Source organism: Thiocapsa roseopersicina, assembly GCF_900106925.1.
GTDB lineage: Bacteria > Pseudomonadota > Gammaproteobacteria > Chromatiales > Chromatiaceae > Thiocapsa > Thiocapsa roseopersicina.
This window is the reverse complement of the sequence record NZ_FNNZ01000004.1, coordinates 32,825-52,319: the sequence shown is the minus strand read 5'-3', so window position 1 is coordinate 52,319 and position 19,495 is coordinate 32,825. Positions and strand designations below refer to the sequence as shown.

The window sequence follows — 19,495 nt, the reverse complement described above, 5'->3', positions numbered from 1 at the left end:
GGCACCCTGATCTCAGCAGGTCGCGGACCTTGCCTGGCCCTTCATCTTATTCACGATGGCGTAAACACCGACATGCCGATTGGGGCTCAGGTGCTCTTGGAGCCGGAGCGCCTCGAACAGTTCCTCGACATCCAGTGCCTCGATCTCTTCGGGTCGTTTCCCGGAGAAGAGCCCGACCAGCAAAGCGACAACGCCTTTGATGATCGCGGTATCGCAATCGCCCCTGAAGGCCAGATGTCCGGGTTGGTCCGGCATCGGGTGCGCGGCCGTGTGGACCAGACTCATGCACTCGATGACACGGTTGCGGTCGGTCTTGTCCTCGGACGGCATCGGCGCCAAGCGCTCGCCGATCTCCACCAGGTACTGATAGCGCTCGTCCCAATCGCCGAGGAGCTCGAAGTTCTCAAGGATCTCGGTCATTTCGTCGTTGAGCATAGATGCGGAGTATTCCCAATCGAAACTGTAGGATCAAACCGGGCATCGAGCGACACGGGCGGCTCGACGACGGTTTTCGGTATCGTATCGACCGCGCTGCGGCGTCGATGTTGTTGTGCCCAAGCCTTCTAAATCCTGAATCGCGTCGACGCCGCCGCAGTTTGAAGCTTGCCGATCCGAGGCAACATGTAAAGGTTGCCATGCCGCGCCGGACGCGATTCAGACGCTGAAGGATTCTCCACACCCGCAGGTATCCTTCACCTTGGGGTTGCGGAACTCGAAGCCCTGATTGAGCAGGCTGGACCGGACGAAATCGATCTCCATACCGTCGATGCGAACGAGACTGTCTTCATCGACGACGACCTTCACGCCATAACTCTCGAAGACCCGATCGGCCGGATCGACCCCGTCCGCGTAATCCACATCGTAAGCGAAGCCGGTACAGCCGCTCTTGCGCGTGCCGACGCGCAAGCCAAGACCGTGTCCGCGTTTGCTGAGCATTCCGGCGACGTGTTTCGCCGCGGCTTCGGTCAGTGTCACTGCCATTGGTATTGCCCCTTTATCATTGTCGACTCGACAACTCTGGGAACTAAGCTCGGATCAGGGTTTTTCAACCCCGTACATATCGGCAACCGGCCCCTCGGCAGCGACGCCAACACAGGGGGCGGTTCTGGATCGGCTACGATTCAGTCTGCACACAAACCCGAGTCTGCACATACACCCGACTTCCTGAGCCGCGTCATCACGGAAGGTTGTTCGCGGAGGCGAGGCGGCGCCGATTTCCGACGGGTGAAATACCCCTGTCGGGCGCGGTTCAGTGGCGGTGCTCGGCGGTATCCATGCTCGCCGCCGCGGACATATCCAAAAGCCCCCGCATCAGCGCGGCCCGGTCACCCGTCGGGAGGGTCTCGATCAATGCCTGCTTGTCCTCCGGGCTCAGCGGGAGGTGTGCACACAGAAGGTTGGTCAGGTCCTTGTCGGCCATCTGCTCGACGTCCTCCCAGGGGACCTCAACACCGCGCAACGCACAGTAGGCCTTCAGCGAGGTTAAGAATCCTTTGCGGTCGGCAATCGGAGAGTCGTTCTCCTGATAGTCCGCCGCGAACCGCTCCCAGTCCGCACGGACCCGCCGATAGCCGTGCTCCTCGGCGATCTCGCTGATGACTTGGAAGCGGCACACCCCGGTCAGTACCAGGACGATTCTGCCGTCGGTCGTCTCGCTGTACGAGGTGATTCGACCGGCGCAACCGATGCGATGGATTTCCGGCACCTCATCGGTCATGGTCTCGCTGGTGGGCTGAATCATGCCGATGAGGTGATTCGATGCCAATGCATCCGTCACCATGCTGACGTAGCGAGGCTCGAAAATGTTGAGCGGTAACTGAACTCTCGGCATGACCACGGCTCCGGACAAGGGAAAGATCGGGATCTCGGCGGGCAGGTCGGAGAATTTCGGGAAGAACGGGGTGCGGGTCATCGGCTGCTCCAGCGCCCGAACCCGCGAGAGGTCCCGGCGATGCGGTTGATCGATTACGGCTTCATCGGCGTAGATGGGGTGTCCGTCGCGCTTCCCTATACCAGCGTGCCTTCAACCCGCAAAATCCTTGTCGCCGGGATTGTGCGGCACCGCTTGAACATCAAGGCCGGATCCGAGCCGATAGCGGCCACGATTGGAGGCGTAACTGCCCCGCTCACGTGCGCTCGGTAATTTCATCATCCCCAAAGACTTCGCGGCACTCGCGACCGGATTTCAGTCGGTGCTGAACGACGGCGACAACGCCTTCGCCCGCGAGATCCTGACCAAGGGAGGCAAGCTGGCGTCCGGAACACCCGCCTCTCTGGACCTTGCCGAAGATACTCGATGGCCGTGATCGCAGCCGCCCGATCACGCCGGCGATGATCGATTAGGTCAAGGAGAACCTCATCTTCTTCGTTCCCACGCTGGAAATCCGGCGACCTGGACGCACCATTGCCAGCGAGCCGGTGATGGATGATCGCCGTCGGCTAAGCGCTGACCGCCGGCGCACCATACTTTCCCGACATCCCGAGCTCGGCGGTGAGGCATCGAGCGGTTCGGGTCAATCCTGAAGCCCGAGGAGTCGCCGCTTCGGCTGCACGTGTCTATGGAACCCGATCCGTCAACGACCGAGAGCGAGACTCACATGTCCCTTCAACCCGCTAGTGCCCACCAGGACGCCGCCGTGCGGTCGGATCTGTCGGGTGACTTCCGGCGCGTTCGCGCCCTGACCGAGCAGCTGTGCAAGCCGCTCGTGATCGAAGATTACATGCTCCAAACCCGGATCGAGACCAGCCCGCCGAAGTGGCATCTGGCCCATGTCTCCTGGTTCTACGAGACCTTCCTGCTGCGGCCCTTCCTGCCCGGCTACCGGGTCTTTCACCCGCGGTTCGATTACCTCTTCAACAGCTACTACGAGCAGACCGGAAGTGGCTTTTGGCCGCGACCCGAGCGCGGACTCCTGTCCAGGCCGACAGTTGCCGAGGTCTACGACTACCGGCATCATGTCGACGATGCGATGCTCAGGCTTCTTGCCGACTGCCCGTCTGCCGACTGGGTGAGCGTCGTGCATCGACTCCATATCGGCCTGCATCACGAGCAGCAACACCAAGAGCTCTTGGTGACCGACATCAAGGGCAATTTCGCCTACAGCCCATTGCGGCCCGCCTACCGCGATGACTTGCCCCACGCCCCGCCGACCGATCCGGATCCGCTGCAGTGGGTCGGTTTCGAGGGCGGACTGGTCGAGATCGGTGCGCTTGGGCCGGGGTTTTCCTACGACAACGAAGGCCCGCGTCATCGTACCTTTCTTGCACCCTATGCCCTTGCCGATCGACCCGTAACCAATGGCGAATTTCGACAATTCATCGACGACGGCGGGTATCGCGATCCGGCCCTTTGGTTGTCCGACGGATGGGCGACGGTTCGCAAGGAGGGCTGGCAGTCCCCGCTCTATTGGGAGGAGATCGACGGCGACTGGCAGATCATGACGCTGGGCGGGATGCGTCCGCTGAATCCGGCCGAGCCGGTCTGTCACGTCAGCTACTACGAGGCCGACGCCTTCGCGACCTGGGCCGGCAAGCGGCTCCCGACCGAGGCCGAGTGGGAGCATGCCGCGGAAGGTGCCCTCGTCAAAGGCAACTTCGTCGGCGAGGGGTATCTCCATCCACGTCCCGCCGAGCGCAGCGCCTCGGATCAAGCAGGTGGGCTCATGCAGCTCTTCGGCGATGTCTGGGAGTGGACGGCATCCGCCTATCTGCCCTATCCGGGCTATCAGGCGGCGGCTGGTGCGCTCGGCGAGTACAACGGCAAGTTCATGTGCAATCAGATGGTGCTGCGGGGCGGCTCCTGCGCCAGCTCGCAGGATCACCTTCGGGCAAGCTATCGCAACTTTTTCTATCCCCAAGAGCGCTGGCAGTTCAAGGGATTTCGACTCGCGGAGACGACACCATGACCCAATTCAGCGCCTTGCAACGCTCCGAGACGGAGCTGTTCCCGCAGGAGACGACGGACCGGGAGGCGTCAAACCAACGCCGCTCGCTGCAGACCCCGGGCTCGATCCGGTTCTTCGATTACCGCCCGACCCCGGCGGACGTGCGCGCCGAGGTCTTGGAAGGGCTGGGACGTCCGGCCAAGCGCCTGTCGCCCAAGCTCTTCTACGACCAGCGCGGCTCGCAGCTCTTCGACGCCATCACCGAGCTGCCCGAGTATTACCCGACGCGCACCGAGATCGGGATCCTGCGCGAATACGGCTCCGAGATGGCGGACCTGATTGGCCGGGACAACGTCCTGATCGAGCTCGGAAGCGGCAGCAGTCTCAAGATCCAAACCCTGCTCGCCGCGCTGCAGCCGAGCGTCTACATGCCCGTGGATATCTCCAAAGAGCACCTGTTGGAGTCTGCCCATGCCCTGGCCGAGCGTTTCCCGGGTCTGTCGATCCGCGCGGCCTGCGCGGATTATTCGGCCCCTTTCAAGCTCCCCATGGAGCCGGACTGGACCGACCTAGCCGCCTTCTTTCCGGGTTCCAGCATCGGGAACTTTGACCCCGACGATGCGCGCCTCCTGCTCGGTCGGGTGGCCGAGCTGCTAGGCACCGGCGGACGGCTTCTGATCGGGGTCGACTTGCCCAAGGATCCGGCGATCCTCAATGCGGCCTACGACGACGCCCAAGGCGTGACCGCGGCATTCAATCTCAACCTGTTGACACGCATCAACCGCGAGCTGGAGGGCAACTTCGATCTGGATGCCTTCACGCATCGGGCCTTCTTCGATACCGACTCGAGTCGCGTGGAGATGCACCTGGTGAGCCGGGTCGAGCAGCGCGCGGAGGTGGCGGGAAGCACTTTCGATTTTCGTGCCGGCGAGACGATTCATACCGAGAATTCGTATAAGTACGGGATCGACCACTTCCATCGACTCGCCGGTGATGCCGGCTTCGTCGCCGAGCAGGTCTGGACGGATAAGCAGGGCCTCTTCAGCGTGCACTGTCTGCGTGTCGAAAACGGCTCGGCTGGATGATGTTGCCGGTCAAGGAGCGGCGCCGCGTTGTTGGCGTCGGCATCGCATCTTGATGGACTACGTATTTCGACCGGGCCGAAGGCTCGTTCGATCGCCCGATGGGTTACCTCACGATGTCCCGCGTCGAAATGCGCCGTGAGGGTCCGGAGAGAACGGTGCCCAAATCGGTCGAGATGAATTCGACGGAAGCACCGTCCGGACTGACATAAATATCGTAATAGAAACCGCCGGTGTACATCACTTTGCCGCTGCAGTCCCCTTCGACCCGGTAGGTGCCTGTGAAGCGATAGGATTCGCCCGTATCGCTGTCGGTTGCCATGCCGACGATATTCCCTCGACCATCATAGGTCTCCAATCCGGAGGATCGGTAGGGCTCGCCTTCCCAATAGCCCTCTTCCCGGTATTGATAGGTCCCGCGCATGGAGCGCGTCGAGCAGAACCAAATCGGTCTGAGTGTTGATGCCTCCGCGGCTTGCTGTTCCGTCTGTGAGGCGAGCTCCTGAATCCGTGGCTCTTGCTCCACGCCCGCCACGTTTCGCCTCGCGAAGGTGTCGGCAGAATAGCTCGTGGCGACGAGTGCGGCGCACAGGCTTAGGATCATATAGGACGCTTTCATCGTGTTTACCTGGTCATGAGATGGTGTGTCGGGTGTCGACCGGAATCGATCGGTCGACCGTCAATCGCGCAATGACGACATTCAATAAGTCTTGAGCCTTGAGCCGGGATCGGATTGCGCCTACCGACGCCGCGTCCGATCGAGGCAAAAATCGGGTGGATTCGCGACCTCCGGCCGATAACACTCGGGACCGGCGATGTCGGCATCTGCAAAATTCCAGTCGACATTCCAGTCGCTCGAGCGGCGGAAGCAAAGGGGCGATGGGCGATGACCGCCGTCGGCCTGGAGGACTCCACCGAGGTTGTCCGGATGAAAGATCGACGGCATCGTGAAGCGCACGCCGTAGCATCCGCCCTCGGGGCAGTCCAGGTCACGGCCCGCCCAGCTGCAGATGGGTCCCGATGTACCGCTTGATCCGCCGCCGCTCGCTTTGCCGAGGCATTCCGCATAGAGATCCGGGTCCGAGTCGAGCAGGCTCTGCGAGCAACCACAGGACGTCCCCGTCCAGGCGCAGAAGCTTTCCGGTTGACAGGCATCGGCTCGGGCACGCTCATAGGCTGCGGCGAACTCGGGAAACTCCATCCCCAACTCAAGCGTCAAGGTGCCGTCCTCGGGATCGTAGCGCTTGCGCCAGCCTTGGGGCCAGGATCCTTCCTGAAATGCGAGCAGCTGTGACTCGAGTCCGGTCCTGACCATGGCGACGGATCCCTCGACTTCGGCTCGGTCCGCACCTTCGCCGACGTAGATCTGATAGGTCTGTCGTGTATCGGGCTTGGCGTAAACGAGGAATAGGTAATAGTCACCTCCGGGTTGGAACGTGTTTAGATTCACGGCACCCGCCGCCCGTTGTGTGCCGGCATCCATCGTGGTGTCGATGTAATACAGGCCCTTGTTGGCGGTCAGGTTGTTCCGCTGCCACATGCTCTGCTGCATCATCCGGATCTGCGCACCCGGACGCTCGGCCGCCGCCTCCGAGCCGGTGACGAGTTGACGGTACATGGGGATCCCATAGCACAACTGGTTGGCGCAATCCTTCGCCCAATCCTGCGCGTTGCAGGTTTGCTCTGCATGTCCTATGTCGGTTTGGTTGGCCGCGCAGCCGGGGTAGATCACGCTGGTGACATGTTGGTACGGGCTCGTCTTGGCTGTGCCGTCGGAGAGACACTGAACGGCCTCGACCGGCGCGTTGAAGAAGGGATCCAGATTGACCGAAATGGTATCGGCCAGTCCCGTCATCGAGCCGTCGTCGTCGTTGAGAACCGTCTGGCGATCGATGTCCGTGAAGTTGTCGAACATCGCCTCGTTCCAATTGCAATAGGCGGACCGCGCCAAGGTTTTGTCCGTTTTGAAGCTGTCCGGCAGGAACAGCGGCTGGATCACGAAATGACGGATATCGACATTATTGAAGTAAAGGTCATTGGAGTGGAACGCCGGAGGATAGTAAAAGCCGTTGGGTTGTTTCCAGCCGATCGCGGCATTCGGTAGATGACAGTCACTCCCCACGCCGGGGATACCGAGTGTGCGGCCGTACATCCAACCGCTGTTGAAACAGCCGCTGTGGCCGCCGATGCCGGGGTCGTTGTTGGGAATGCATCCGGCCAACGGGGTCGTCGTGATATCCAGATAGGCGTTGGATTCCTGCTGTGCCGGACCGTCGTAGATGTTGAACATACGCTGCATGACGCCGAAGTTGCTCAGCGGCATGCTGATGCCCTGATCCTGCGAGAGGCAGTAGTTGGATGCGATCCGATTGTCGCAGGACGCGCCGTCCGGATTGAATGGCCCGGCATGATCGGCGTAGGGGTTGTAATGCAGCGGATCCTGCGCCTTGGTGGGCTGGGTGTTGCCGATCAGCGCACTCTTGCGCAAGAGCATCCAATGGCCGCGGATCGCCGAAGAGCGCGTATAGTCGCCGCCCGTGACGAAGGTCAATCCGGCATTCTGCGTATCGGTCAGGACACTGTCGGTCACGAGATACCATTGCGGGCGAAGCCAGATGGCGGCGAAATTGGTTTCGGCCCAATGGAACGAGGAGGTATAGCGGTCGAGCACCGTGACCTGGCAGTTGGTTTCGACATTGTCGTTCGCGCACTTCTTCACCCCGCTGCAATCGAGCGCGCCGGTCGCGGGATCGACCACGACGGCACCTGTCGCCGAGGCATCGCAGCTGGTCGCGAAGCGCTGTCCGCCCGGATCCACCAGCGGATAGTAGTCATCCGCAATCGGGTTCTTGGTGGGCGGTACCGGCGGTTTGTTCAAGGGTTTGCCCAGATCGAGGAGGCGGGCGGGTGCCAACGGATTGGGTATGGAATTGAGCACGACATCGATGGGTGCGCCGTTCTGCGGTGCGGATACGGGAAAGCGCGGGCCATCGACGCCGAGGCAGGCCGTGGTGTCACCGACGGTCTGAAACGAGGTCATCGCCGTCGAGCAGTAGTTCCCGCGAAAGCGCATCAAGGGGGTCGTGCCCGCCTTGCCGATGCCGCTCTGCATCGAGGCATAGGATTCCCAGCGCATCTGTTGAGACATGCCGCTGTTCGCACCCGGCACCAGCCAATAGCAGGCCCCGCAGGTCCCTGCGCCGACCGCCATGTTGCCTTGGAAATCGTTCCAGCCGTTCATGATCCAGAACACCGACGGATGGTCGAAGTCCGAGTGGTAGGGAAAGACCTCCGCACCGCGATAATCCGGCTGCTGGTCGATGTCCGGTTTCAATTCGGGGGAGGCGAGGATGCCCGGAATTCGGCGTGGATTCTCCGCATTGTCCACCGCCGCCCGCGCCGAGATCCCGATGTTGGCATAGAGGCGGTTGTCGGTCTCCGTACCCTCTTCGAGATAATAGCCGTGACCGATGGAGCGGAAGCCTACGTTGCGCGCCAAGGTGAGGTTTTGGGTGGCGTGCAGCACCGCCCAACGCGTCATGGAGTCGTGGATCGAGCTGTCCTTGACGAAGCTGTCGGCGGGGAGCATCCGGGCCATATGAAAATGAACCGGGTAGTGCCCCATGCGGCCGCCTTGACCGAGTTGACCGAACTCGACGCCCTGAACCTGAAACTGCTCGACCCCCTGACGTACGATCGTGTGACCGCCGAAATAATAGGGGTGTTGCTCGCCGGGCTGCTCGGTTGAATCCACCAACACCGAAGCGTCCGGAAAAGGTTCGCCGAGGGCATCGCCGGCGGACAGGATGCGGATGCTGCGACTGAGCAAGGCAACGGCGGCCCGGGTATCCGCCGCCGGCACACCCTCGACGTTGATGGCGAGATCCAGACGGCTGATCCCCGGATGCGACGCCTCGCCGAGATCGTAGAGGGTTCCGCGATGGAAATGCCGAACGCAGGGCGCGGGTTTGTCTTGATCGAGACAGTCGTTGCGCACCCGGATGGTCCGGGCATCGATGATCTGTGCGATCTCGAGCGTCTCGGAGTGGCCCGACATGTAGTCCGTCGTCGTGACCACAAGGCGGTCGCCGACCTGCCAATCGACAGGGCGGTCCAGATGCAATCGGTCTTCTCCGGGATCGAGCCCGTGATCGCCGGGATCGGCCGGATCGGTCGAGAGTCGGACCCAACTGGTGCCCGAATCCTCGGGTGCCATGGTCGCGTCGTCGCTCGCCCCTTTGTCCCCGAAAAGCCTCAGTGTTCCGCCGTAGGAGACCGCAAGCACCTTGTAGCCGAAGTAGCCCGCGGTGCCGTCGGCATCCGTCCCGCCGTCGTACGGCAAGGGATGGTAGCGGTAGAAGTAATCGCGCACGCCGCCGGGAAGATCCCGTTTTTGCGCGTCCGAGCCATCCCAAATTGCGCTCGGGACCCCGCAAGGTCCGATCCCGGGCGTCAAGGGTGTCTTGCAGGTAATTCCGACACCGCCGCCGCCCATCGCATGTCCGAACGGCGCGGCCCCCTGATCGCGGCCATAGAGATAGATGGTCAAGCGTCCCCCTTGGCTGCCGATGCGCGCGCCGGCCCCCGGGCCGCCGGCGATGAGTGCGCCGGTGTTCTCGACGAGGATGGATCTTGCCCAGAAATCGACGACCGAGTCGGTGAATTGAAGGGTCCCGCCGCTGTGGACGTTGACATCGCGATAGCGATAGATCCCGGGGCCGACACGACAGGGACCCGTGACCTCCAAGTCCTCGCCGTTGCCCGGACTCAGATCACCCGAGTCGCAGATCGCTGCGGCGACATCCTGACCTAAGCTCGGACCGAGCAGTCCGAGAAGGGCGAGGCCGACGACGATTCCTTTGGTCGGCGCAGTTCGCAGCTTTTTTGCGATGACCGGTTGCAGGCGCAGGTCCTCCGTTTGGCCTCCAACGGCATTGGCACGCTTTGTATCCTCGGGAACGGCCGCATCGGTCATTGTTCGGTCTCCTGGTCTGCGCGAGGTGCACGGCTTGCGAAAAATCAAGCGTACGATGATTCAAGGTAGCCCAACATCGCCTGTCTTACCGACATTCCGGCGCAGTGCTTGACGGAGCTGACCCGAGCCGCCGGGAGATGTGCCCTGTGAGATGGGTGAAACGCACTCTTCATTGCGGGGCGGAGTCGATTGGAGGTCCGGCGGCGCGGGTCTTTCCCGGCATCGATGCTTAGTTCACGGAGCGAACCGGCACCGGACGCTCGGACGGCGCGATCTCGCGAATGATCGGCTTCAAGCCGCGCAGATCGGCGGGCAAGGCATCGCGTGCAGCCTCGGCTGCATTACGGCTCAGGAAGTCACCTATGAGGACGGGATACCAGCCCGATGCGCCTGAATCCAGCGTGCGCGCCTGGTCGAGGAGACCCTGCTGCCGGGCAAAAGCAGCCGGGCTCCCGGGTTTGCGGAAGCTGATGAGCTGGATACTGTACCGAGCCGCGAGGGCGATTGGCTCGGGTGCGGGTTCGGTCTGCGTTGACGTGTCCGGTGCAGCAACTTCGTTCAGTGGAGGCGGCAACCCGGGCACGTCGCGCGCGACACCTCGGGTTGGGATCGGAAGCTCGGCGGCGACAGGCCGATCGGACTCGACTCTATCGATCGAGGTCGAGGGCATGACTGGACGCGCGGTCGAGGGGGCGACAGGTGGCAGGACAGGCTGCATCTCGGATGCGACGGTTTGGTCGGCCGGCTGCGGATCCGACACAAGAAATCTATCGGTGGCCACCAGCGCTGCCAATATCAGCCCGGCAGCGAGTATGCGTCTGACGGGCGCCCGCGGAGCCCGGCGCTCGCTCAGTCCGAGGAGCAGACTGTAGATGGGTCGGCCGCCCATGGCCTCGGCGGTGAATGTCGCCGTGAGGCAGGTCAGGATGATCGGCAGGGCCAGCATCTGGGCGCCGGTGAGCTCGATCACCAGGATGATGCCGGTCAGGGGCGCGCGTACGGTGGCGGCGAAGAGGGCGCCCATGGCGGCGACCGCGAAGACGCCGGGCTCCAGGGCCAGGCTCGGTGCCGCGATCGCCACCAGCTCGGAGAAAGCGGCCCCGGCTATGGTGCCGAGGGCCAGCAGTGGCGCGAAGATGCCGCCGGGTAGCCCGATGCCGTAGCTGCCGACCGTCGTCAGGAGACGCACGGCGAGTAGTCCGAGCAGGACGAGCAGTGCCGGGTGCGCGCCGGGCAGTGATTCCACCAGCGCTTCGCCGCCGCCGACCGTGTCGGGTGCGACCCAAAGGAGGGCGCCCAAGACCATGCCGACGACAACGGCCCCCGGATAAGCCTGATTTGGGCGCAGAGCGCGGAACGACCGCACCGAGCCCAGAAGCACGCGGTTGAAGCCCACGCCCAAGGCGCCGATTAGAAGCCCCAGGATCACGAACAACGGCAGTGCGGTGAGCGGGGCCATGTCGAGATTCGGGACCGGTAGATCCGGTCCCTGGCCGAGGATCCAGCCGCTGACGACGACCGCCGCGCAGCAGGCCAGGATGACCGACTGAATCGAGGCAAAGCTGTATTCGAAGTGCTCGCGCAGCTCTTCGGTGACGAAGACGATGGCCGCGAGCGGGGCGTTGAAGGCGGCAGCCAGCCCCGCAGCCGCGCCGGCTGCGATGAGTGAGCGACGGTTGCGATCGTCCAGCGCCATCCGCTCGGAGGCCATCTGACCGATTGCGGCGCCCATGTGGACCGTCGGTCCTTCGCGCCCGAGGACCAATCCCGAGCCGACCGCCAATGCGCCGGCCACGAACTTGACCGGAAGAACCCGCCGCCAGCGCAGGGTGCGCTGCCCGGCAAGGATCGCCTCGACCTCCTGGATGCCGCTGCCGGCCGCCTCCGGGGCAAAGCGGCGCACCATCCAAAGGGCGGCCACGAGGACTAAGGCGCCCAACACTGCGAGGACGAGCCAGCCGGGAACCGGTGCTGTTTCAAGGAGAGCGCGCAGGGCGTCGCGGCCTTCGCCCGCTTGGTCGAGGACGGCGTGGAAGACGGCTCCGACCAGTCCGGCGAGACCGCCGACCAAGGCTGCGGTCAGGTAGAGCGGCCAGGGGAATCCGCTGCGGTCAGACACGGGGTTCGCCGAGCCGCGACCGGTTGTCTGCGTGATGTGTGCATGTCACGGCGTCGACTCGATGCGGTCGGCGGAGTATCGCTGCCCGACGTCGGTGCGGCGTCGCCCCATGTTGCATGACTCGGCGCGGTGCCCGCGCCGAGCTGTTCTTCATAGGCCGAGGGTCATTGCGAGCCGGGCCGGGTGTGTCTGGGTGCGCTCGCACGCTCGATGCCGGCCGCAACCGCGCTGATGTAGTTGACCGTGACGCTGTCCCCGACGCTCACTTCCGCGAGCAGCGCCGGATCCCGTACGTTGACGGTGACTGTGTTCTCGGGGCCTCGGACGGTGACCTTGGATTCGGCGGTGTTGACGACCTCGACGATTCCAACAAGCGTGATGGTTTCTTGGATGCTGCCTGCCGGCAGGCGCCCGCCTTCACGATCGACGTCTCTGGTGGCGACTGCCCCCGGCGCGGCGGCCGCGGCGTTGCCCTTTTGCAGATCGATCGCCACGGCCTCGACATAGTCGATCGTGAGCGTGTCGTCGATACGGATCTCGTCGAGCCGCTGAACCTCGCTCGGAACGTGAATCACCTCAAAGACGCCGTCGGGTTGACGAATGGTCAGCATGCGGGTCTGCGGATTGACCACCACGACGGTGCCGGTGACCTCCTTCGTCACGGCTCCTGCAGCCACCGGGACGCCCGCGGTTTGGGCTTGGGCGGAGAGCATGACCGGGCCGAGGATCAGGGTGCCTGCGAGCGTCATCAGCGTAATCTGTTTCATGTCGATCTCCTCATCTTGGTTTCTGTCGGGGTTCTCGGCGGGGTTGTTTGTTGTTCTCGCCCGACCTCGGGCGGGGTGAAGCTAAGTCAAAAACAGGATGTTCACAAGCCTCGGGACTGACCCCGGCGGGTCGCCGCTCGGAAGGCCATCCATGACCCGGTGTGATAAATGTCCCCGATGGTTCTCGGGGCTTTTGTCGGTCGGGCTCCGGCAAGGTAGTATCCGGGACTCGATCAACTCCTTCCGTGGCAGCTCCATTCATGGCCGCGGGTACAGAGAAACGCCCGATGAACGATGTTCCGCAAGATCAGGCGCTGGAGCGCGATGTCCAGCTCTTCACCGCCCTGCTCGGGGAGGTGCTGCGCGAGCACAGCCGCAAACGCGTGCTGGTGATCGTGGAGCGTCTGCGCGACGGCTTCATGCAGCTGCGCGAAGGCGACGACCCCGAGCTGCGCGAGAAGTTGATGAAGCGGATCGAGGGGCTGGATGCTCAGACCCTTTCGGAGGTCATCCGCGCCTTCAACATCTATTTCGGCCTGGTCAATACCGCCGAGGAGCTCAACGCCTACCTAGCCCGCATGGATCTGATCTCGGCCGGGCAGCGGCTTTGGGTCGGCTCCTTCGACGACATGGCGCGACAGCTCAAGGCAGACGGCGTGAGCCCGGAAAATTTTCAGAGCCTGCTCGAGCACCTGATCTATCTTCCGGTCTTCACCGCGCATCCCACCGAGGCGAAGCGACGCACGACCTTGGAGACCTTCCGACGGATCTTCTTGGTCGGTCAGGATCTGCACCGCAGCAAGCTCAACGACGAGGAGCTCGAGGACCGACTCCAGGAAATCCTCACGCAGATCCAGATCCTCTGGAAGACCGACGAGGTGCGTATCCACAAGCCGCAGGTCACCGACGAGGTGCGCCAAGGGCTCTATTTCTTCCGCGAATCGCTGTTCGATGCCGTGCCGCAGGTCTATCGCTTTCTGGAAAAGGCGGTGCGCCGGGCCTACGGGGCGCAGTGCGGGATCAGGGTTCCGAGCTTCATCCGTTTCGGCTCCTGGATCGGCGGGGACCGCGACGGCAACCCCTTCGTCAAGCCCGAGACCACCGAGCTTGCTGTTCGCATGCACGGCGAGCTGGTCCTGGAGCTGTATCTCGAGCGCATCCGCAAGCTGCACCGGATGCTCAGTCATGCCAGCTCCATCTGCCAGCCGTCGCCGGCCTTCATGGACAGCCTCGATTCCGACGAGGACTATTGGGTCGACACGATGGGCCAGAGCCTGCGCCGCTATGTGCACGAGCCCTATCGGCGCAAGCTGGCGATGATGGATCATCGTCTCGACGCGAACCTGCAGCGGATACGCGCGCGCATGTCGGGACGGCACGAACCGACGCAACCGGCCGGGTATGCAAGCGACCGCGACTTCCTTGCCGACCTCTATCTCATTCGCGACTCGCTGCACCACCACGGCGATGCCAACGCCGCCGCCGGCCCCTTGCAGGATCTCATCCGGCTCGCCGAGACCTTCGGCTTTCACCTGGTTCATCTCGATATTCGTCAGGAATCGATACGCCACACCGAGGCCGTGACCGAGCTCTTCGCGCGCCAGGCCGGCGCCCCCTACTATCAAGCCTTCGACGAGGAGCAGCGCCTGATGGCCTTGGCGGAGGCCATCGCCCATCCGCACCCCTTCGTCATCGACAAGGCGACCTTGACGCCGGAGACCCGCGAGACCCTGGAGGTCTTCGAGGTGATGGCACGCATGCGCGCGGAGATCAGCGAGAGTCTGTTCGGTCAGTACGTCATCTCCATGACCCATCACGCCAGTCACGTGATGGAGGTCATGCTGTTGGCGCGGCTTGCCGGACTCGCCGGCAAGGATCGCCAGGGCTGGTTCTGCAAGATCCAGATCTCGCCCCTGTTCGAGACCATCGACGACCTGAATCGCATCGGCGAGGTGATGGGGCGGTTGTTCCGGGATCCCGCCTACGGCGCGTTGCTGAAGGCGTCGGGCAATCAGCAGGAGGTGATGCTCGGGTATTCGGATTCCTGTAAAGACGGCGGCATCCTCGCCTCGAGCTGGCGTCTCTACGAGGCGCAGCGCCGTGTGATCCAGCTCGCCGACGATCAGGGCGTCTCCTGCCGCCTCTTCCACGGGCGCGGCGGAACGGTCGGGCGCGGCGGCGGGCCGACCCACGAGGCCATCCTTGCTCAGCCGACCGATACCGTGCACGGACAGATCAAGCTCACCGAGCAGGGCGAGGTGCTGTCGTATCGCTATGCGAATCCGGAGACCGCGCGCTACGAGCTGACCCTGGGCATCAGCGGGCTCATCAAGGCCAGTCGCTGTCTGATCGAGCCGCCGCCGGAGGACCGCAAGGACTATCTCGGCATCATGGACGAGCTCGCCCGCTACGGCGAGGAGGCCTATCGGCAACTGACCCAAGACACCGAGGGCTTCCTCGACTATTTTTACGAGTGTACGCCGCTCGACGGGATCGCCCTGCTGAACATCGGCTCGCGCCCCTCGCATCGCAAAAAGGCGGATCGCTCGTTGAAGTCCATCCGTGCCATCCCTTGGGTCTTCGGGTGGGCGCAGTCGCGCCAGACCTTGCCGGCCTGGTTCGGCATCGGCTATGCGATCGAGCGCTATCGCGGCAACGAGCTGGATCGCCTCGTGAAGCTCCAGAAGATGTATCAGGAGTGGCCCTATTTCCGTGCACTCCTATCCAACACCCAGATGTCGCTCTTCAAGGCCGAGATGCATATCGCGCGGGCCTACGCCCGCTTGGCCGAGAACCAGGAGCGCGCGCAGGCGATCTACGGCGTCGTCGAGGCCGAATATGGACGCACCCTCACACAGGTGATGAACGTCGCCGGCCTGCGCGGTCTAATGGAGGAGACCCCGGATCTTCAACACTCCCTGGCGCGTCGCAACATCTATCTGGACCCCTTGAATCATATCCAGGTCGCTCTGCTGGAGCGCTACCGTGCCGAGCAGGACGAGGCCAAGCGCGAGGAGTGGCTCGATCCGCTGCTGCGCTCGATCAATGCGATCGCGGCGGGGATGCGCAATACCGGGTGACGGGCGTTCGACCGATCGTCCGAGGCCGGTCGGGACCGGGACATCGAATCTGGGATAGACTGTGGCTACAGCACCGGACGCCAGCAGGGTGACGAATCGCATGGGCTCTGTCGTCGAACTTTACGAGGCACTCGCAAGCGCGCCTGACGATCGGGCGCGTGCACGGGTGATCGCGTCCGCTTTCGAGCGGTTGGAAGAGCGTTACCCGCACTTGCCGGATCTCGTGACCAATCAGCAGCTGCGGGAGACCGAGCTGCGGCTTCAAAGAGAGATCGAGCAGGTCCGCGCGGATCTCGTGGTGCGGATCGAGCAGCTCCGCGGCGAGGTGAAGACGGAGATCGAGCAGCTCCGCGGCGACGTCAAGACCGAGATCGAGCAGCTCCGCGGCGAGGTCAAGACCGAGATCGAGCAGCTCCGCGGCGAGGTCAAGACCGAGATCGAGCAGTTGCGCGGTGGGTTCAAGACCGAGATCGAGCAGCTTCGCGGCGAGGTCAAAGCCGACATCGAGCAGTTGCGTGGCGAGCTACGCGAAACCGAGCTGCGACTCCAAAAGGAGATCCAGCAGCTTCGCGGCGAGGTCAAGACCGACATCGAGCAGCTCCGCGGCGAGCTACGCGAAACCGAGCTGCGACTCCAGAAGGAGATCCAGCAGCTTCGCGGCGAGGTCATGACCGCGATCGAGCGCAGCCGCAACACCTTGCTGATGTGGCTCATCCCCCTCATGTTCGCTCAGGTCGGCGCATTGACGGCGCTGGTGAAGCTGCTCTGAGCAGGTCGGGCTTACGCCCTAGAGTACATCCCGCAGCGGAAATCCTCGTATGCCCGAGTTACGGACGATCGTCCCTCCATCGCCAACGCGACCCCCTTTAGGTCTTCGTCTGCTCGGCGGGGTCTTGCTCACCTTCAGCGTGGGGCTGGTCTCTTGTCAGGCGATGTTCGTCCTCTGATGGCCGGCCCCGCGAGCACACCTCCCGAGCAGCGTCGGACCCTGAGTCTGACCGAGCTGATTCTCGGGGTCAGGCCGGATCGTCACCCTGATCCCAACACGAACATGCCCGCTCGGGGGAAACCTCGCGCGAAGGGCACGCTCCTGTTCCTGCTGCCGATCCCGCTCCTGATCGGTGCCTTGATCGGGCTCGGGGCAGGGCGGTTGGATGTCGTCCTGATCGACGGCGGGATCTTTGCGCTTTTCATGGCGGCGGCCGATCTGACCCGCCGCGGGCTGCGCGCGGAGCATGCTCAACAGGTTCTACGCTTTACGCGTCTCCAGCGTATCCCGCTGAAGACCATCGGCGGTGTGCTGACAGGCGTTGCAACCGGATTGGCCGCCTGGTTGGCCGTCGGTCAAGGGCCGGCGCTCAGCCTCGTCTATGCGACGGTCGCCATGATCGGCTTTCACCTGGTCTATGGCCTCGAGCCGCTCGGTCGCGCACGTCCCTTCGCGACCGACGACGAGCGGACGCGCAAGGTTGCGGCGGCCTTGGAAGAGGCCGAGCGAAAGCTGATCGACCTGGACCGTGCGGCGACGACCATCGCCAATCCGGAGCTGAAGATCCGGCTGCAACGCATCGGCTCGCAGGGCCGTGCGATCCTGAATCAGATCGCGGATCGGCCCACCGACCTGTTTCGGGCACGCAAGTTTTTGAGCGTCTATCTCGACGGTGTCCAGCAGGTCGCGGACGGTTATGCACGGACCCATCGTCTGGCGGATTCGCGCGAGTTGGAGCAGAATTTTCGCAACGTCCTGGTGACGGTCGAGCAGGTGTTCGACGAGCAACACCAGAGGCTTCTCAAGACCGACGTGATGGACCTCGATATCCAGATCGAGGTGCTGAAGAAGCAGCTCGAGCGCGAAGGGATTCAGTGACTAAACCGCGCCCTTGGTGACATGCGTCGTTTGGTGGTCGGTTCGGCGTTGACTCGAACAATGGACTCGGTGAGGCGCGGTTTAGGAGGGGTGATCATGTCTGATTATCGAAATCGATTTGGAGAGATTGAGTGAGCGAGCGAGAGCCAGGCGACGCGGCAGCGATGGATCCTCACACACAGGGGCAAGCGACGGGCGCCCGGCCTGTGCCGACAGCGGACCCCGTTGCGGAGATCGCCATCGTCGATTCGCCGCGTGCGGCGGAGCGGCCTCTGATGGTCGGCGAGGACGTACAGGTGCCGCAGATCGGCGAGGCGCAGCTCGGGCGCCTGCTGCAGGAGCTGGATCTGAACGACACCCACTCCATCCTCTTCTTCGGCTCCAAGGCCCAAGAGCGCCTCACCGAGGTCTCCGACCAAATGCTCGAAGGCGTGCGGGCCAAGGATGTGGGTCCCGCCGGGGCCGCACTGAGCGAGATGGTGACGACGCTCAAGGGGTTTCGCGTCGATGATCTCAATCCGAACCGCAAGCCCGGTCTATTGGCGCGTCTGACCGGTAAAGGTCGGCCTGTCGTCAAATTCCTGCAGGAGTACGAGGCGGTCCGCGATCAGATCGAGACCATCTCCGGACAACTGGAGCGGCACAAGACCAAGCTCCTGACCGACGTGACTGCGCTCGACCGGCTCTACGCGGCCAACCTGGACTATTTTCGGACCCTAGAGCAGTACATCGCTGCAGGCGAGGCGAAGCTCGTCGAGTTGGATGAATCGACCATCCCCGCGCTGGCCGCGCAGGTCGCAACCAGCACCGACATGGTCGAGGTGCAGCGTCTGAAGGATCTGCGCGGCGCCCGCGACGAGCTGGAACGGCGCGTCTATGATCTGAAGCTCACGCGTCAGGTGACCATGCAGGGCCTACCGAGCATCCGCATGGTCCAGGAAAACGACAAGGGGCTGATCAACAAGATCAACTCGACCCTGGTCAATACGGTGCCTCTGTGGCGCCAGCAACTGGCCCAGGCCGTCACCATCTACCGTTCCGGCGAGGCGGCCGACACCATCAAGGCCGCCACCGATCTCACGAATGACCTGCTGCGCGCCAATGCCGATAATCTCAAATCGGCGAACGCCGAGGCGCGCCGCCAGATCGAGCGCGGAGTCTTCGACATCGAGGTGGTCAAGCACGCCAATCAGACCCTGATCGAGACGATCGAGGAGAGTCTGGCGATCGCCGACGAGGGCAAGCGCGCCCGCGCCGTTGCCAGTCAGGAGCTCGAGCGCCTCGAGGCCGATCTGCGTCGAACCTTAACCTCGGCGAGCGCCCGGCGAACCGATCAATAACGGGCGCGCTCGGTCTACCACTTCCATTTTTCCGCAGATTCTGTATATTTGCGCGTTTACCTGCGGGGCCATTCCCGCAACGTCCAATCGTCTGGGTCCAGGACAGCACATGGTTACGATTCGTTTGTCTCGGGGTGGCTCCAAGAAGAACCCTTTTTATCAGATCGTTGTCGCCGACATCCGCGCCAAGCGTGATGGGCGCTATATCGAGCGCCTCGGTTTCTTCAATCCGCTCGCCAAGGGCGGCGAGGTCGAGCTGCGCGTCGATCGTCAGCGTGCGCAGTATTGGGTCGAGCGCGGCGCTCAGCCGACCGACCGCGTTAAGCAGCTTCTGAAGCAAGCGGCTCGCGAAGAGTCGGCAACCGCTGTCGCTGCGTAAGT

At 63.3% G+C, this 19,495-nt stretch carries 14 protein-coding genes; 7 read left to right on the top strand and 7 right to left on the bottom strand.

Annotation, left to right across the window (positions count from 1 at the left end; all coding sequences use genetic code 11):
- Positions 1 to 12 precede the first annotated feature (12 nt).
- The 3 genes from BLV04_RS06105 to BLV04_RS06095 all read right to left on the bottom strand — a co-directional run bounded on the left by BLV04_RS06105 (position 13) and on the right by BLV04_RS06095 (position 1,912).
- Positions 13 to 435, bottom strand: coding sequence for a SufE family protein (locus BLV04_RS06105; RefSeq protein WP_093029119.1), 423 nt, complete (start codon positions 433 to 435; stop codon positions 13 to 15).
- A 219-nt stretch (positions 436 to 654) separates the two neighbouring features.
- Positions 655 to 981, bottom strand: coding sequence for a HesB/IscA family protein (locus tag BLV04_RS06100; protein WP_093029117.1), 327 nt, complete (start codon positions 979 to 981; stop codon positions 655 to 657).
- Positions 982 to 1,249: 268 nt separating this feature from the next.
- Positions 1,250 to 1,912, bottom strand: a complete 663-nt coding sequence (locus BLV04_RS06095) for an LON peptidase substrate-binding domain-containing protein (protein ID WP_093029115.1) — start codon at positions 1,910 to 1,912, stop codon at positions 1,250 to 1,252.
- Between the two features lie 685 nt (positions 1,913 to 2,597).
- On the opposite strand from BLV04_RS06095, the gene egtB reads away from it, so the two are divergent.
- Both egtB and egtD read left to right on the top strand, forming a co-directional pair.
- The gene (gene egtB, locus BLV04_RS06085) at positions 2,598 to 3,905 is read left to right on the top strand and encodes an ergothioneine biosynthesis protein EgtB (protein WP_093029474.1); all 1,308 of its coding nucleotides are present in this window, start codon (positions 2,598 to 2,600) and stop codon (positions 3,903 to 3,905) included.
- Positions 3,902 to 4,969, top strand: a complete 1,068-nt coding sequence (egtD, locus tag BLV04_RS06080; RefSeq protein WP_093029111.1) for an L-histidine N(alpha)-methyltransferase — start codon at positions 3,902 to 3,904, stop codon at positions 4,967 to 4,969. The genes egtB and egtD overlap by 4 nt, the downstream gene beginning before the upstream one ends.
- Before the next feature lie 103 nt (positions 4,970 to 5,072).
- Here the strand turns inward: egtD and BLV04_RS06075 are convergent, their stop codons facing one another.
- From BLV04_RS06075 to BLV04_RS06060, 4 genes are all read right to left on the bottom strand, one after another.
- Positions 5,073 to 5,585, bottom strand: a complete 513-nt coding sequence (locus BLV04_RS06075; protein ID WP_139191866.1) for a hypothetical protein — start codon at positions 5,583 to 5,585, stop codon at positions 5,073 to 5,075.
- A 120-nt stretch (positions 5,586 to 5,705) separates the two neighbouring features.
- Positions 5,706 to 9,941: a hypothetical protein gene (locus BLV04_RS06070; RefSeq protein WP_093029107.1), complete on the bottom strand. Its 4,236-nt coding sequence runs from the start codon at positions 9,939 to 9,941 to the stop codon at positions 5,706 to 5,708.
- 229 nt (positions 9,942 to 10,170) lie between these two features.
- Positions 10,171 to 12,060, bottom strand: a complete 1,890-nt coding sequence (clcA, locus tag BLV04_RS06065) for a H(+)/Cl(-) exchange transporter ClcA (protein WP_093029106.1) — start codon at positions 12,058 to 12,060, stop codon at positions 10,171 to 10,173.
- A 164-nt stretch (positions 12,061 to 12,224) separates the two neighbouring features.
- Positions 12,225 to 12,827, bottom strand: coding sequence for a hypothetical protein (locus tag BLV04_RS06060; RefSeq protein ID WP_093029104.1), 603 nt, complete (start codon positions 12,825 to 12,827; stop codon positions 12,225 to 12,227).
- 287 nt (positions 12,828 to 13,114) lie between these two features.
- Between BLV04_RS06060 and ppc the strand changes: the two genes are divergently transcribed.
- The 5 genes from ppc to rpsP all read left to right on the top strand — a co-directional run bounded on the left by ppc (position 13,115) and on the right by rpsP (position 19,493).
- Entirely contained in the window at positions 13,115 to 15,907 is a 2,793-nt protein-coding gene (gene ppc, locus BLV04_RS06055; RefSeq protein WP_093029472.1) for a phosphoenolpyruvate carboxylase, read from the top strand.
- Positions 15,908 to 16,007: 100 nt separating this feature from the next.
- Positions 16,008 to 16,676 carry a DUF1640 domain-containing protein gene (locus BLV04_RS25525; RefSeq protein ID WP_093029102.1) on the top strand — a complete coding sequence of 223 codons (669 nt, stop codon included), beginning with the start codon at positions 16,008 to 16,010 and terminating at the stop codon, positions 16,674 to 16,676.
- A gap of 177 nt (positions 16,677 to 16,853) precedes the next feature.
- Positions 16,854 to 17,774 carry a 5-bromo-4-chloroindolyl phosphate hydrolysis family protein gene (locus BLV04_RS06045; RefSeq protein WP_093029101.1) on the top strand — a complete coding sequence of 307 codons (921 nt, stop codon included), beginning with the start codon at positions 16,854 to 16,856 and terminating at the stop codon, positions 17,772 to 17,774.
- 131 nt (positions 17,775 to 17,905) lie between these two features.
- Positions 17,906 to 19,114: a toxic anion resistance protein gene (locus BLV04_RS06040; RefSeq protein WP_245731758.1), complete on the top strand. Its 1,209-nt coding sequence runs from the start codon at positions 17,906 to 17,908 to the stop codon at positions 19,112 to 19,114.
- A gap of 109 nt (positions 19,115 to 19,223) precedes the next feature.
- Positions 19,224 to 19,493 (top strand): 30S ribosomal protein S16, encoded by a 270-nt coding sequence (gene rpsP / locus BLV04_RS06035; protein WP_093029098.1) that lies wholly within the window; start codon positions 19,224 to 19,226, stop codon positions 19,491 to 19,493.
- Positions 19,494 to 19,495 lie beyond the last annotated feature (2 nt).

Excerpts from the sequence above, each read along its gene's own strand:
- egtB (WP_093029474.1), top strand. The coding sequence starts at position 2,598 with ATGTCCCTTCAACCCGCTAGTGCCCACCAGGACGCCGCCGTGCGGTCG.
- BLV04_RS25525 (WP_093029102.1), top strand. The coding sequence starts at position 16,008 with ATGGGCTCTGTCGTCGAACTTTACGAGGCACTCGCAAGCGCGCCTGAC.
- BLV04_RS06095 (WP_093029115.1), bottom strand. The coding sequence starts at position 1,912 with ATGACCCGCACCCCGTTCTTCCCGAAATTCTCCGACCTGCCCGCCGAG.
- ppc (WP_093029472.1), top strand. The coding sequence starts at position 13,115 with ATGAACGATGTTCCGCAAGATCAGGCGCTGGAGCGCGATGTCCAGCTC.
- BLV04_RS06045 (WP_093029101.1), top strand. The coding sequence starts at position 16,854 with ATGGCCGGCCCCGCGAGCACACCTCCCGAGCAGCGTCGGACCCTGAGT.
- egtD (WP_093029111.1), top strand. The coding sequence starts at position 3,902 with ATGACCCAATTCAGCGCCTTGCAACGCTCCGAGACGGAGCTGTTCCCG.
- BLV04_RS06060 (WP_093029104.1), bottom strand. The coding sequence starts at position 12,827 with ATGAAACAGATTACGCTGATGACGCTCGCAGGCACCCTGATCCTCGGC.
- BLV04_RS06075 (WP_139191866.1), bottom strand. The coding sequence starts at position 5,585 with ATGAAAGCGTCCTATATGATCCTAAGCCTGTGCGCCGCACTCGTCGCC.
- BLV04_RS06100 (WP_093029117.1), bottom strand. The coding sequence starts at position 981 with ATGGCAGTGACACTGACCGAAGCCGCGGCGAAACACGTCGCCGGAATG.
- BLV04_RS06105 (WP_093029119.1), bottom strand. The coding sequence starts at position 435 with ATGCTCAACGACGAAATGACCGAGATCCTTGAGAACTTCGAGCTCCTC.
- rpsP (WP_093029098.1), top strand. The coding sequence starts at position 19,224 with ATGGTTACGATTCGTTTGTCTCGGGGTGGCTCCAAGAAGAACCCTTTT.
- BLV04_RS06070 (WP_093029107.1), bottom strand. The coding sequence starts at position 9,941 with ATGACCGATGCGGCCGTTCCCGAGGATACAAAGCGTGCCAATGCCGTT.